Here is an 11,637-nt window from a genome sequence, read left to right on the forward strand (position 1 = left end):
TATAGTAAGCTATGATAAAATTTTAATGTAGTTTAAAATTATATAGTTTTTGGGCAAAGTAGGAGGAATTTTTTTATAATGGAGTCTTCAAAAGAATTTAAGGGAGATAATCGGTTACTCGTTGGAATTATTATTAGTGTATTAACATTTTGGTTGTTTGCGCAATCGTTACTTAATATTGTGCCCACACTACAATCATCATTTAATACCGATTTGGGTACCATTAATATTGCAGTGAGCTTATCTGCCTTATTTTCTGGTTTGTTTATTGTAGGTGCTGGAGATGTTGCTGATAAATTTGGTCGCGTCAAAATGACTTATTTGGGACTAGGCTTAAATATCATTGGTTCATTATTATTGATTATTACACCAGTTCCATGGTTATTACTGATTGGACGTGCTTTGCAAGGTTTATCAGGTGCATTCATTATGCCATCAACTCTTGCGATAATTAATGAATATTACATAGGAAAAGAAAGACAACGTGCATTAAGTTTTTGGTCTATTGGTTCATGGGGCGGAAGTGGAATATGTTCATTGTTCGGTGGATTGATCGCTTCAACAATAGGATGGCAATGGATTTTTATTATTTCTATTGCTTTGTCGATACTTTCATTTTTCTTAATTAAACACACACCAGAAACAAAAAATGAACCAGATACTGATACAGACAATAGCGGTTCAAAATTTGATGTTATAGGTTTGATTTTATTAGTTATTACATTATTAAGTGTCAATGTGATGGTAACACAAGCATCTGATCGTGGATTATTATCACCTGTCATTCTATCATTATTTGGAATATTTTTAATTGCTGGTATATTCTTTGTTCTTCGTGAATTTAAAACTAAGAACCCACTTGTTGATTTTAGTTTATTTAAGAATAAAGGATATAGTGGTGCTACACTTTCAAATTTCATGTTAAATGGAGTAGCAGGTGGTACGCTCATCGTAGTAAATACATACTACCAAAGTCATTTAGGTTTCACTTCATTACAAGCAGGATTAATCTCTATCACTTATTTAGTAGCAGTTCTTGTAATGATTCGTGTAGGTGAAAAACTATTACAAAAATTAGGTGCTAAAAAGCCATTGCTCATAGGTAGTGGATCTACATTTTTAGGGTTACTACTTTTATCACTAACCTTCTTACCTAATTTGTTTTATATTATTTCAAGTATTATTGGTTACCTACTATTTGGTATTGGGCTCGGTATGTATGCAACACCATCTACAGATACAGCAGTTGATCAAGCGCCAGATGATAAAGTGGGGGTTGCCTCTGGATTGTATAAAATGGCTTCATCATTAGGAAATGCATTTGGTGTAGCTTTATCAAGTACGATTTATGGTGTTTGTGCAGCGAAAATGAATTTAGAACTTGGAGGTTTGGCGGGCGTACTCTTTAATGCCATCATCGTTTTAACTGCTTTCTTTGTCATTTTCTTCTTAATTCCAAGTAAAACTAAACGTGCTTAATTAAAACTGGATATTCATACCATTTAAATCTGAGGTGCGCTAGAGTGCCTCAGATTTTTTTATTGATAAAAGAATAAATGTAAACATAATAATGAGTCCTTATACAGAGTGATAATGACTTCTACATCAATTATTGAAAAATAAAAATAGTTCTAATTTTATCAAATTATTTAGAATATTCTGTTTATATTATTGACGATACTTTATTAAAGTAGTATTTTAAAAATAATATTAAAAGAAGGAGTCGAATGTTATGAAAATAGCAATTGCTGGTTCAGGAGCGTTGGGAAGTGGTTTCGGTGCAATGTTATATCGCCAAGGTAATGATGTTACACTCATTGATGGTTGGGAGCCACAAGCAACAGCTGTAAAACATGAAGGTTTACATATTGATATAAATGGAGAAGACTATCATTTAAACATTCCTATGTATCAAGATACAGAAATACCAAGTGATCTTCAATTTGATATTGTATTTTTATTTACAAAAGCTATGCAACTTGAGAGCATGTTAACACATATCCAGCCACATATTCATGATACAACAATTATGGTGTGTACAATGAATGGTTTAAAACATGAAGACCGTATTGTAAATTATGTAGATAAATCACGTATTGTTCGTGGTGTAACTACATGGACGGCCGGATTAGAATCACCTGGACATACTCATTTAATGGGTAGTGGTCCAGTAGAGATAGGTTCTCTTTTGCCAGAGGGACAGAATAATGTTGAAGTGATATATAATCTATTAGAACAAGCAAAGCTTAATCCACATAAAAGTGAGGACTTGCAACAATCTATTTGGAAGAAGATTTGTGTAAATGGTACAGCAAATGCGCTATGTACCATTTTAGAATGTCGTTTATCAACATTAAATGAAAGTGAATACGCAAGAAAACTTGTATATGACATTACTAAAGAGATAGTAGAAGTTGCTACTGTTGATGATGTACATTTAAATGCAGATGAAGTCTATCACTATCTTATCGATTTAAATGATAAAGTAGGTCCACATTTCCCATCAATGTATCAAGATTTGATTAATAATAATCGACGTACTGAAATTGATTACATTAACGGAGCAGTGGCTCGCTTAGGTTCAGAACATCATATCGATGCGCCAATTAATCAATTTGTAGCGAACATGGTACATGCCAAAGAAGAGCAACGTCAAGCTAAGTAAATAGAGTGCAAAAGTGAGTTAAAAGTGATTAACTCACTTTTTAATTTGTAATCATTAAGGGTAAATATAATATATAGTGAGATAAGGAGTTGTGAAATTAATGAAACAATCAACGAAAAGAGTTATCATGACGGGCGTTATTGGCGGATTATTAAGCGGTGCAGTTAAAATGGGATGGGAAGCACTCATCCCTCCTAGAACACCACAACGTGAAGAAGAACCACCACCAATGACATTACTGCATAAATTGAATTTACCTAACAATGTTAAACATGCTACGTACCGTTATAACGAGAACGATATACCTATAACTGTCATGGGCATTCATTATGGCTTTTCAATTGCAAATGCTATCGTATATGGATTACTTGCTGAAAAGTGTCCAAAAGTGACGACATTAAGAGGCACATTCTTCGGTATTTTGATTCATATTGCTTTTCATGAATATATACTACCTAAATTAAATCTAACACCACAAGTTAAAGATTTACCTAAAGAAGAACGCATTTCAGAATTATTAGGTCATATTGTTTGGATGAATACGATTGATTTAATACGAAATAGTCATCGATAAATAAAAAAGGAAGAGCGTGAGCGTTTCGCTCTTCCTTTTTATATAATTAATCTTATCAATGGTTAGAAGTGTCTGAGGATGTTTCTGAAGTAGTTTGACGCTTTATTTCTATGCGTTGTCTTAATTTTTCTCCCTCAATTTTACCGACTTTTGCATAATGACTATGAGCAAAATGCATTTGAATAATTAAAAACGTTGCACTTATAGCCCAATATAAACTTAACGCTGATGCTGAATGTAATGATGCATAAGTAATAAATAAAGGGGATAAGACCATCATGACATAATAAGATCGACGTTCATTTTTAGGATAATGGATTGAGTTGACAAGAGGTTGTATAAAATACATCACAGCTGCAATGATGGTCATGATGATATCAGTATGCATTAAATTAAACCATAAAAAATGAGGATGCTGAGTAATACCACCACTTGTTGGATATTTAATTGACGTATATAATCCGAGAAGAATTGGAATTTGAATTAAAATTGGAAATGTGCCAATTAAATTTTTAAAAGGATTGATTCCATACTCATTATATTTTTTCATTAATAATTTATTTGCTGCACGTCGTTCTTCAGGCGATTGAGCTTCTTTAATTTTTTCTTGGATTTTATTAATTTCTGGTTTTACGACATCTGTTTTGCCACGAATAACATGAATATTTTTTACTTGAATACACATGAGTGGCATCAGTATTAAACGCAATATAAATACAATGACGATAATAGCTAAACCATAGTTTTCATTGAATGCATGTCCTAAGACATGGAGTAAAGCATCCATTGGTTTTACAAATACAGTATAAAACAGGCCGTGTTGTTGTTCTTTATGAGAATAGTCACAACCTGCAAGCATTATTAAGGACATCGGTAATAAGAACCATTTCTTTTTCATATTTAAACTCCTATACACTGGTCTTTAATAATCTTAGTCTTAGTGATATAAGCTTAACATAATAATGAAGAAAAGAAGAAATACATGTTTTAATAGACTATATTGGTCGTTTGGATAGCGTTGTGATTTTAAGGATAAAATAACTCCATAGACTTGTCAGTAATAAGACGAAGCTAAATAATGTTATTTTCGCTTGTAATGGTAACCATGACATCATAAAACGCCAATCAGAATTTGATAATAAGAGTATTGGAAGTAAGTGAAGTATCGCTAAAATAAGTATGAAAGTTAACATTATCATACTTATTTTGATGAGTAATCCACCAGACATCGTTTTAAAATAAATAGACTTAAATTTAAAAATTAAGCGATAGATTATTAGAAAAACACTTGCTACAGCTATCAGTAAAATAATAGTGATGATGATAAATACGATATTCCACTGATTAATAAGATATTGTAACGTTTTAATATGTTGACCATTACTCATTTGTGTATTGAGATGCTGTGCAAGTTCGGCTACATTTTTTGAATAGCTATTAGCAAGAACTACAATGCCATAGTCTTTTTTGGGATTTAAAATAATATATGAAGAATAGTTTTCAAGTGTACCAGGATGATATACAATTGTTTCTGAATGATTATCATCAATAAACCAACCTGTTGCATAGTGAACGTCTTGAGAATTATCTATTGCTTTAACTTTAGGCTGATGCGTTAGTTGAACTAATGATGCTACTTTTTTTGGCGGATTAAGTTGAAACTTCAACCAAGAGGCTAAATCTTTCGTGTTAGTCATCATATAAGCAGCTGGATTATCTCCTAAATTAAATTCAGGACTATCAGCATAAGCTTTTCCTTTTTTTATTACATACCCTTGAGCGTCATTGTTCTTTTTCATATTACTTTCTTTTACTGTTGATTGCGTCATATGTAATGGAGTGAAAAGATGTGTGCTTAAATAATTCGCATATGATTGATGAGAAGCCTTTTGAACAATCAAACCTAAAATATCATAATTCATGTTGGAATACTCAAATTGCTTGCCTGGTTTAGCATCTAAGTTACGTCCTTTGATACTATGAACAAGGCCTTCTAGACTGTTTGTGTCTTTTGTGATGTTGTCATCATTTGTGATGTCTCCTGAAATACCACTTGTTTGAGCAATCAATTGATCTACTGTGATATCTACTTTTTTATGATTGTATTTCATATAGAAACCTGGAATATACTGACTGACTTTATCATTGAGATTGATTTTATGTGCCTCAACAAGTTGCATCATTGCATAACCAGTAAATGCTTTGGTATTTGAAGCGATTTCAAAACGCGTATGTGGTGTGACTTTGGATTTCTTTTTAATATTTGAAAAACCATAGCCTTTATTAAGAATCGTCTTATTATTTTTTACAATAAGAACGGACATTCCTGGAATATGATCGTCTTTCATTTTATTAACAATCATGTTATCGATATCACTTTGTGACGATGGACTAAACATTGAATAACTAGATTTTAATTTAATAGCTATGGAAAGAATAATGATTCCTACTAATAAAATCATCCCAATCATGATCAATTTCTTTCTCATTTTCCCTTACTTCCTTACTTAATACTTCTTAAAATTAAACCTCTAAAAATAGTATAGCAAGTTTAAACTTAAACGGCTCTATACAAATATTAAATACTGTTGACACCTCTTTAAAACTGGTAAAAAAAATATTTCAAAAATATAATTGTAAAAAGTTACTTAAAATGTAATTTATACTATATTATTTCCGTGGAAATGTATACTTTTTCACTAAATGGGAGTATATTTTATCCATTAAAAATGAATATAAAAAGAGGTAAGGATGGATTATGTTCACTCAATTTAAAAGACTTATTATTGGTAAGCCCAAAAAAAATAGAGACTTAAAAAATGAAAAAATAAGTAACTTTAAGGCTTTAGCAATTTTATCTTCTGACGCATTATCTTCAGTAGCATATGGTCCAGAACAGATTTTAATTACTTTATCTGTGGTTGGAGCTATTGCATCTTGGTATACATTGCCCATTGCGGCCGCTGTTTTAGTGCTACTTGCGGCATTGATTCTATCATATCGTCAAATTATATATGCTTATCCTAAAGGCGGAGGAGCGTATATGGTTTCTAAAACAAATTTAGGAGAAAAATGGGGATTGCTTGCAGGTGGCTCTTTATTAGTAGACTATATTTTAACCGTCGCAGTAAGTATTTCATCAGGTGCGGATGCTTTTGTCGCAGCGTTTCCAGGATTATATCACCATAAAGTATTCATTGCATGTTTATTAGTACTATTTATTCTAATAATGAATTTACGTGGTTTAACAGAGTCAGCAACTGTGCTCTCTTATCCAGTTTATTTATTTATACTTGGATTAATAGTCATGATTGTTATTGGAACATGGAAAGTGGCAACAGGACAAGCTGAACCTCATATGCATGCGACAGTAGGAACCGCAGTGCCAGGTGTCACATTATTTTTATTACTTAAAGCATTTTCTTCAGGTGCATCATCTCTAACAGGTGTAGAAGCTATTTCGAATGCAGTAACAAACTTTAAAGATCCTGGTTCTAAAAATGCAGTTAAAACGTTAATTACTATGGGAATGATATTAGCTTTCTTACTTGTAGGTATTGTGGGATTAGCATATTGGTATGGTATTATGCCACAGACTGAAACAACTGTATTATCTCAACTTGCAATGAATATTTTAGGGCATAATGTAGGATATTATTTTGTACAAGTAACGACTGTTATGATTCTTGTCCTTGCTGCTAATACTGGATTCACAGCCTTTCCAATGTTAGCTGCAAGTATGTCAAAAGATAAATATATGCCACGTATGTTTAACGTAAGAGGAGACCGTTTAGGTTATTCAAATTCAATTATTACATTAGGCATTTGTGCAATGTTGCTTATTATCTTTTTCCATGGTAAAACTGAAAATCTTATTCCTTTATATGCAGTAGGTGTATTTATTCCTTTTACACTAGCTCAATATGGAATGGTTTTAAAATGGATTCGTGGTCGTGAAAAAGGATGGTCTACTAAACTTATTGCAAATTCTATAGGGGGGACTATTACTTTTATCGTATTTATGATTTTCTTAATTACGAAATTTAGCCAAGTATGGCCAATCTTAATCTTTTTACCGATTGTTGTATATATATTTACGCGTATTAATAGACACTACAAGGATATTGCTGAGCAACTTAGCACAACTAAAATTGTTCAAGATATGCCAGTAGTTGATAAAAATCTAGCGATTGTACCCGTTAATACGATCACTACAGCATTAAATAAATCTATTTATTATGCACATATGATTGCAGATGATGTGATTGCTGTACATGTATCTTTCGGAGACCAAACTGATAATTTATTTATTGAAAAATGGAACAAACAATATCCAGATATTAGACTAGTGACGTTACACTCAGAATATCGCAGTGTCATTCGTCCGATTTCTCGATTTATCGATAAAATTAATAAAAAAGCGAATGCTCAAAACTATGTCATCACAGTGGTTGTCACTGAATTTATTCCTAAAAAACCATGGCATAACTTTTTACACAATCAAACGAGTTTGCGATTAAAAATGCATTTATTCTATCAAAAAAATGTTATTTTAGCGACGGTTCCTTATAAATTACAAAAGTAGAAGAAAATAAAAAGAACTCGAGAGATACAGGTCTCTTGAGTTCTTTCTATATATTAATGATTTAATTCATTGGCAAGTACAATTTCATTATAGTTAATATTTTCACGTAATTGCGTGGCAATTTCATTGGTAACTTTATTTTTAGAAATCAATTCGTCTAAAATTTGACGCTGAGTATACAATGCATCTAATTTAGCATCATATTGTTGTTGAGTGTTTAATTCATGCATAAATTTATTTTCTTCACGTTGATGTTTTCGATTATGATGTTGTCTTAACGTACGTGATAGTGCGTAATATTGGTTGATAATTAAACTGACTTCGAGAACATTTGTGCTATTTTGTTCTTCTTGAAGTCTCAAAGTCACCTGACGGTTAACAATACGTATAATGTGTTGTACTTTTTTAAAGTTATTTCTTAATTCTTTTCTGTCAGTATAGCGCTGTTGTTCAAATGAGGATTGATTCACACTATGATGTGAATCTTTTCGCGCTTTAAATCTAAGTATGATTAACTTACTAAAACGATTTAATTTCTCAATAAAAGACATTTCTCTAAATGATTGTGTAAATTCCATTACTTTGCGATAATCACTTAAATCTTTTTTAGTAATACGCTCCTGTTTAATTAACTGTTGAAGCGTCTCAGTTTCAACTTCTTCTGCAATGTCTCTTAATCGATGTAATTCTTTCGTATTTTTATCATCGCTTTCCATGTCGATTAAAAATGATAATTCATTAAAATATTGATTCAGAATAGGTCGATAATCGATATCTTTGTGCGTAGCTGCTTTTTCTTTTAATGTGTGAATAACATGTTGAATCATGAAAATTTTAGCGGATTGATAACTCATACCTTTGAAGTGTGATTGTTGTTTGGATGGCGTAATGAACGGAAGAATCATTTGTGCAAAAATTAAACTGATGAGTACCATCATTGAAGCAATAAATAGTAAATCGTTTCTATGATCAAAGTTCTGATTGCCGTTAATAATGAATGGTAATGTTAATGCCATTGACAATGAAATCGTTCCATGAATGCCACACAAAGTCATAATAAATGCATAACGACTCCGTTTTGGTGGTTGTGTTTCTTCTTCGTCATCGAGATATGCTTCAACATTTTTCGGATAGTAAAAATCTTTGAACAAAACATAGACCCAAATAAATCTAAAGATATAGATGGCAAATGCTATAAGGAATGCTACCACAATTAGAAAAACTAAATTTTGTGGTTCATTACGTACAATTTCTAAAATAACTTCTGGCACAATATATCCTAAAACGACGAAGACAAAGCCATTTAATGCATAACTTAATGTATTCCAAATTTGATTGTAGTTCATTTGTAATTCAGTTTGAGCGCGAATGAGACGATCTCGTTCTAAACCATGAATCAACCCAGCTACCACAACTGCAATAATCCCAGAAGCATGAACTTCTTCAGCAATAAAATAAATGACAAAAGGAGTAAGTAATTGGATGAAAGTCAATGTATTACTATCTTTTAAACCTTTATTAGAAGTGAGGTAAACACGTAAACTGACGACTAAAGCGCCAATTATTGCACCTACTAAAATACCAAGAAATGTTGAGAGTAGAAACTGACCAATTGCATTCATAGCTGAAAAACTACCTGTCACCAGGGCAGTGACTGCAATTTTAAAAGAAATAATACCTGCAGCATCATTTAATAGAGACTCTCCTTCTAAAATTGCCATAGACCCTTTGGGTAATACTTTACCTTTAGTAATGGCTGATACAGCAACTGCATCTGTCGGACATAAAATAGCTGCAATAGCAAAAGCAGCTGGCATCGGTAAATTAGGCCAAATCCAATGGATGAAAAAGCCGACTCCAATCACAGTTGTAAATACTAATCCCATGGCCATAAGAACGACAGGTTTTCGATATTCTAGAAGTTTTTCTCGAGAAACATGTGTCCCTTCCACAAATAAGAGTGGGGCAATGACAGCCATCATAAAGACTTCTGGTTCAAATTTAAAATGTAGTGGAATGGGTAAGATGAATAAAGCGACACCTAAGGCAATTTGAATGAAAGCTGTTGGAATGTTGGGGAAGCGATGATAAATAATAGAACTAATGATAACAGCAAGTATAAATAATAAAAAAGCTTCTAACAATTCCATATGTATTGTGACTCCTTTTTTTAAATAATTAATATTTTATCATGATTAAAAAGATAATGAGATATTTTAGTATATTTCATTATTAAGACATAGAAAAGCGAAACTGAATTCAGTTCCGCTTAAATAAAATGTCTAATGATTGATTGATTCTCGAGGTTGCTGACGTGTTTTTTCAGCTAAATATTCAGCGTTTTTCTTATACTTTTTATAAAACAAGAATAAGAATATAAACCAAACTGGTGAAATACATATGGCTACTCTCGTATCAGCACTAAAGAATAATAACACAAATACAAATAAGAAAAATGCAAGAATAACATAGGCTATTGCTTTACCGCCTAGAAGTTTAAATTTATTGTGTTTATGTTCTTTAGGATTTTTCCGTACATATATAATGTAAGAAATAATGATCATTGCCCAAACGACTATAAATAATACAGTTGAGAGTGTAGTGACATAAATAAATAATTGAATTGCATCTGGGAAGATAAAGTTTAATAATGCAGCTAAAAGTAATGTTCCAGAAGATACAAGCATTGATAAGTAAGGCACACTATGATGATTTGTCTTACTTAACATTTTAGGTCCTAATCCTTGTTTAGATAAACCAAATAAAATACGACTATTAGAATAAATACCACTATTCGTTGCAGAAGCGGCTGCTGTTAATACGACAAAGTTAACAAGTCCTGCTGCAAAAGGTAAGCCAATCATACTAAATAACATCACAAATGGACTTGCATCAGGGTTGATCTTATTCCAAGGAATCACTGACATGATCACAAGTAAGCCTCCCACATAGAATAATAAAATTCTAACAGGTACATTATTAATTGCTTTTGGAATAACTGTGCGGGGATCTTTAGTTTCTCCGGCTGTAACACCTATTAGTTCAATACCAATAAATGAGTAGACAGCAATTTGGAATGACATTAAAAATCCAGCTGGTCCATTTGGAAAAATACCGCCATGATTTACAAGATTACTAAAAGACGCATGTCCATACGATGTTTTAAATGAAAAGAAAATCATAACTAAGCCAACGATAATCATAGCAATAATAGTAATAATTTTTATAATAGAGAACCAAAATTCTAACTCTCCAAATAATTTTGCACCAAGCATATTGAATGAAATAAGTAAGAGTACGATAAATAATACGGTTAGCCAGTGAGGAACGTTTGGAAACCAAAAACTAAAATATTGTCCCATTGCTGTTAAATCAGACATACTTGAAACAATCCAAGATAACCAATATGTCCAACCAATGACAAAACCACCGAACGGCCCTAAATATTCGTTGGCAATATCTACAAATGAATTGAAACGTGTATTACTAAGTAACAATTCTCCAAGTGCTCTCATAAAAGCAAATAACACTATACCAATAATTAGATAGGTGATGAGTAGTGATGGTCCTGTTAACGAAATCGTTTGTCCAGAACCTAAAAATAATCCTGTGCCAATAGCGCCACCAATTGCAATTAATTGAATGTGTCTATTACTTAATTCTCTTTCTAACTGTCTTGCCATAGACTTCCCCCTAAGAAAGCAATATGATACTCGAGTAAGCACTTTCTTTGAATTTTGAAAACTTTTTTAACAAAGTAGAAAAGAGTGAAGATCAATTTGTAATTAATTAGAATATTCAGATTTTTAAAAG

At 32.0% G+C, this 11,637-nt stretch carries 8 protein-coding genes; 4 read left to right on the forward strand and 4 right to left on the reverse strand.

What is annotated here, in order from left to right; genetic code table 11:
• The first annotated feature begins 78 nt into the window (after window positions 1–78).
• The 3 genes from BDW25_RS05475 (at window position 79) to BDW25_RS05485 (ending at window position 3,239) form a co-directional block, all read left to right on the forward strand.
• Window positions 79–1,479 (forward strand): MFS transporter, encoded by a 1,401-nt coding sequence (locus BDW25_RS05475; protein WP_002454889.1) that lies wholly within the window; start codon window positions 79–81, stop codon window positions 1,477–1,479.
• 253 nt (window positions 1,480–1,732) lie between these two features.
• A complete protein-coding gene (locus BDW25_RS05480) occupies window positions 1,733–2,665 on the forward strand; it encodes a 2-dehydropantoate 2-reductase (RefSeq protein ID WP_071860261.1) in 933 nt (310 codons plus the stop codon).
• Window positions 2,666–2,765: 100 nt separating this feature from the next.
• The gene (locus tag BDW25_RS05485; RefSeq protein ID WP_019834811.1) at window positions 2,766–3,239 is read left to right on the forward strand and encodes a DUF1440 domain-containing protein; all 474 of its coding nucleotides are present in this window, start codon (window positions 2,766–2,768) and stop codon (window positions 3,237–3,239) included.
• Between the two features lie 55 nt (window positions 3,240–3,294).
• On the opposite strand, the gene yidC is transcribed toward BDW25_RS05485, so the two are convergent.
• On the reverse strand, window positions 3,295–4,137 hold the full coding sequence (gene yidC, locus BDW25_RS05490; RefSeq protein ID WP_133945062.1) for a membrane protein insertase YidC: 843 nt from the start codon (window positions 4,135–4,137) through the stop codon (window positions 3,295–3,297).
• A 97-nt stretch (window positions 4,138–4,234) separates the two neighbouring features.
• Window positions 4,235–5,728, reverse strand: a complete 1,494-nt coding sequence (locus tag BDW25_RS05495; RefSeq protein ID WP_133945065.1) for a serine hydrolase domain-containing protein — start codon at window positions 5,726–5,728, stop codon at window positions 4,235–4,237.
• Window positions 5,729–5,997: 269 nt separating this feature from the next.
• On the opposite strand from BDW25_RS05495, the gene BDW25_RS05500 reads away from it, so the two are divergent.
• Window positions 5,998–7,824 carry an APC family permease gene (locus tag BDW25_RS05500; protein WP_133945067.1) on the forward strand — a complete coding sequence of 609 codons (1,827 nt, stop codon included), beginning with the start codon at window positions 5,998–6,000 and terminating at the stop codon, window positions 7,822–7,824.
• A gap of 53 nt (window positions 7,825–7,877) precedes the next feature.
• Here BDW25_RS05500 and BDW25_RS05505 read toward each other — a convergent pair whose 3' ends face one another.
• Together BDW25_RS05505 and BDW25_RS05510 are read right to left on the reverse strand one after the other, a co-directional pair.
• Window positions 7,878–9,974 carry a cation:proton antiporter gene (locus tag BDW25_RS05505; RefSeq protein ID WP_133945069.1) on the reverse strand — a complete coding sequence of 699 codons (2,097 nt, stop codon included), beginning with the start codon at window positions 9,972–9,974 and terminating at the stop codon, window positions 7,878–7,880.
• A gap of 132 nt (window positions 9,975–10,106) precedes the next feature.
• Complete coding sequence (locus tag BDW25_RS05510; RefSeq protein ID WP_133945071.1) at window positions 10,107–11,507, reverse strand: amino acid permease; 1,401 nt, start codon at window positions 11,505–11,507, stop codon at window positions 10,107–10,109.
• Window positions 11,508–11,637: the final 130 nt, after the last annotated feature.

The sequence above is a fragment of the Staphylococcus sp. AtDRG32 genome, assembly GCF_004365845.1.
In the GTDB taxonomy this organism is placed as follows: Bacteria; Bacillota; Bacilli; order Staphylococcales; family Staphylococcaceae; genus Staphylococcus; species Staphylococcus hominis.

What these genes read in the sequence shown, in the direction of transcription:
- BDW25_RS05495 (WP_133945065.1), bottom strand. Translation starts at nt 5,728, where the DNA reads ATGAGAAAGAAATTGATCATGATTGGGATGATTTTATTAGTAGGAATC.
- BDW25_RS05475 (WP_002454889.1), top strand. Translation starts at nt 79, where the DNA reads ATGGAGTCTTCAAAAGAATTTAAGGGAGATAATCGGTTACTCGTTGGA.
- BDW25_RS05480 (WP_071860261.1), top strand. Translation starts at nt 1,733, where the DNA reads ATGAAAATAGCAATTGCTGGTTCAGGAGCGTTGGGAAGTGGTTTCGGT.
- yidC (WP_133945062.1), bottom strand. Translation starts at nt 4,137, where the DNA reads ATGAAAAAGAAATGGTTCTTATTACCGATGTCCTTAATAATGCTTGCA.
- BDW25_RS05500 (WP_133945067.1), top strand. Translation starts at nt 5,998, where the DNA reads ATGTTCACTCAATTTAAAAGACTTATTATTGGTAAGCCCAAAAAAAAT.
- BDW25_RS05505 (WP_133945069.1), bottom strand. Translation starts at nt 9,974, where the DNA reads ATGGAATTGTTAGAAGCTTTTTTATTATTTATACTTGCTGTTATCATT.
- BDW25_RS05510 (WP_133945071.1), bottom strand. Translation starts at nt 11,507, where the DNA reads ATGGCAAGACAGTTAGAAAGAGAATTAAGTAATAGACACATTCAATTA.
- BDW25_RS05485 (WP_019834811.1), top strand. Translation starts at nt 2,766, where the DNA reads ATGAAACAATCAACGAAAAGAGTTATCATGACGGGCGTTATTGGCGGA.